This is a genomic window from Azospirillum isscasi (assembly GCF_030849505.1).
GTDB lineage: Bacteria > Pseudomonadota > Alphaproteobacteria > Azospirillales > Azospirillaceae > Azospirillum > Azospirillum isscasi.
This window is the reverse complement of record NZ_JAUJFI010000329.1, coordinates 1-2046: the sequence shown is the minus strand read 5'-3', so window position 1 is coordinate 2046 and position 2046 is coordinate 1. Positions and strand designations below refer to the sequence as shown.

The 2046-nt window shown below is 65.4% G+C and carries 2 pseudogenes and 1 other annotated feature; both pseudogenes read left to right on the top strand.

What is annotated here, in order from left to right:
* Window positions 1-229 precede the first annotated feature (229 nt).
* Window positions 230-838 (top strand): annotated as a pseudogene (locus tag QSG27_RS28750) (transposase); the annotation flags it as partial.
* A gap of 253 nt (window positions 839-1091) precedes the next feature.
* Window positions 1092-2017: pseudogene (locus QSG27_RS28745) on the top strand (IS3 family transposase); the annotation flags it as partial.
* Window positions 1319-1435: a sequence feature (AL1L pseudoknot), on the top strand. Its footprint overlaps the pseudogene before it by 117 nt.
* Window positions 2018-2046: the final 29 nt, after the last annotated feature.

The following is a 2046-nucleotide window of genomic DNA, read 5'->3' as shown; positions in this document are numbered from 1 at the left end:
CCGAGCGTCTCGGAGCGCGAAAAGGCGCTCCATTCTGACAAAAACGGGCGGCGGAAACGCCATTTCCAAGCCTCAGCGGGGGCAAAAAGCCGAAATATGTTCGTTTTTCCGCGACCTGCTAAGTTTCGTTTGACCAAGCAGAAGTTGAGTTGGCAGCGCTGAATAGCGTTACATTAGGCGCAGTCTCTCGTGGGCCAGGAACGCCATATGGAAGGAACCCTCCTTTCTCATGGTCGCGTTCTTGAACATCTCTCTGCACTCGATTGGCTTTCTCCCCAACCTCGAGATCCTGGATCAGATCGATCACGGCCTTCATCGGATCACCGTGCGGGCACAGCCGGCTGCCGCCTCGGTGTCCTGCACCGGCTGCGGCACGCCGTCACGCCGCATTCACGGCGCCTACTAGCGCAGCCTTGGTGATGTGGCGTGCTTCGGCCGCCCCACCGTTTTGCTGGTCCGCGTCCGGCGCTTCCGCTGCTCCGAGGCCGCCTGTCCGTGCCGCACCTTCAGCGAACCCTTGCCCGGCGTCGCCCGCCCGCGGGCGCGCCAGACCGACCGGGTGCGCGCCGCCAGCGGCACGCCGGCCGCCCCGGTGACGGTTCTCGGAGTGGATGACTGGGCCTGGCGCAAGGGCCATCGGTATGGAACGATCCTGTGCGACCTCGAACGCCGGTGCGTCATCGACCTGCTGCCCGACCGCAGCGCCGACACGCTGGCGGCATGGTTGACTGCCCATCCCAGCGTCACCATCGTCACGCGCGACCGTGCCGGCGCCTACGCCGAGGGGGCGGCACGTGGTGCGCCGGATGCCCTCCAGATCGCCGACCGCTGGCGTGTGACCTGAGGGTTGTTGGGGATCACACCTCCCTGATAGCCCGCAAGGTTTGATGTTGGAGTGTCCTATGAAGGAACCTTGTCCACCCAAGTGCTGCTACCCGGACATGCGAAGGAGCAATCCAACGTGTGAAGCTCTGGGAACAATGAACCGCTCCGGTTTTCCCGGAGGCCCCGTTTCTTGAGAGAATGGGGTTATCATAACGAAAGCGGCATCACGCAAATACGCTCCTGAAGTCCGCGAACGCGCGGTGCGGATGGTGTTCGAGCACGAAGGGGATCACGCCTCGCAGTGGGCGGCGATCGGCTCGATCGCGGCGAAGATCGGCTGCACGGCCGAAACACTGCGCGGCTGGGTCCGGCAGGCCGAGCGCGACCAGGGGAAGCGGCCCGGCCCGACGACCGACGAGCAGGAGCGGATCAAGGCGCTGGAACGTGAGAACCGCGAACTGCGCCAGGCGAACGAGATCCTGCGTAAGGCATCGGCGTATTTTGCTCAGGCGGATCTCGACCGCCCGTTCAAGAAATGATCGCCTTCATCGACGCGCATCGCGCCGTCCACGGGGTCGAGCCGATCTGCAAAGTGCTGCCGATCGCCCCGTCCACCTACCGCGCCCATGCCGCCCGGCGGGCCGATCCAGCCAAGGCGCCGGCCCGCTCGCGAAGCGACGCCGAGCTGAGTTTGGCTATCCGACGGGTCTGGGATGAGAACTTCCAGGTCTACGGGGTCCGGAAAGTCTGGCGGCAGTTGCGGCGGGAAGGCCTCGATGTGGCGCGCTGCACGGTGGCCCGCCTGATGCGCTCCATGGGCCTGAGGGGCGCGACACGCGGCAAAGCGGTGCGCACCACGATCAGCGACCGGGCGGCATTTTGTCCGCTCGACCGGGTGAACCGCCAGTTCCAGGCACCCCGCCCGAATGCCTTGTGGGTGGCCGATTTCACGTATGTCGCCACGTGGCAGGGCTTCGTCTATGTGGCCTTCGTCATCGACACGTTTGCCCGCCGCATTGTCGGCTGGCGGGTGTCGCGCACTGCCCACGCCAGCTTCGTGCTGGACGCCCTGGAGCAGGCGCTGCACGCCCGCCGGCCGGCCAAAGGCAGCGGCCTCATTCATCATAGCGACCGCGGGTCACAAGGCGGATTCAAGCGGTCGTCGCAACGGCCTGAGGAGGGAGGTTGCGATGAAGACGCGGAAGCGGCGATCTGATCGAT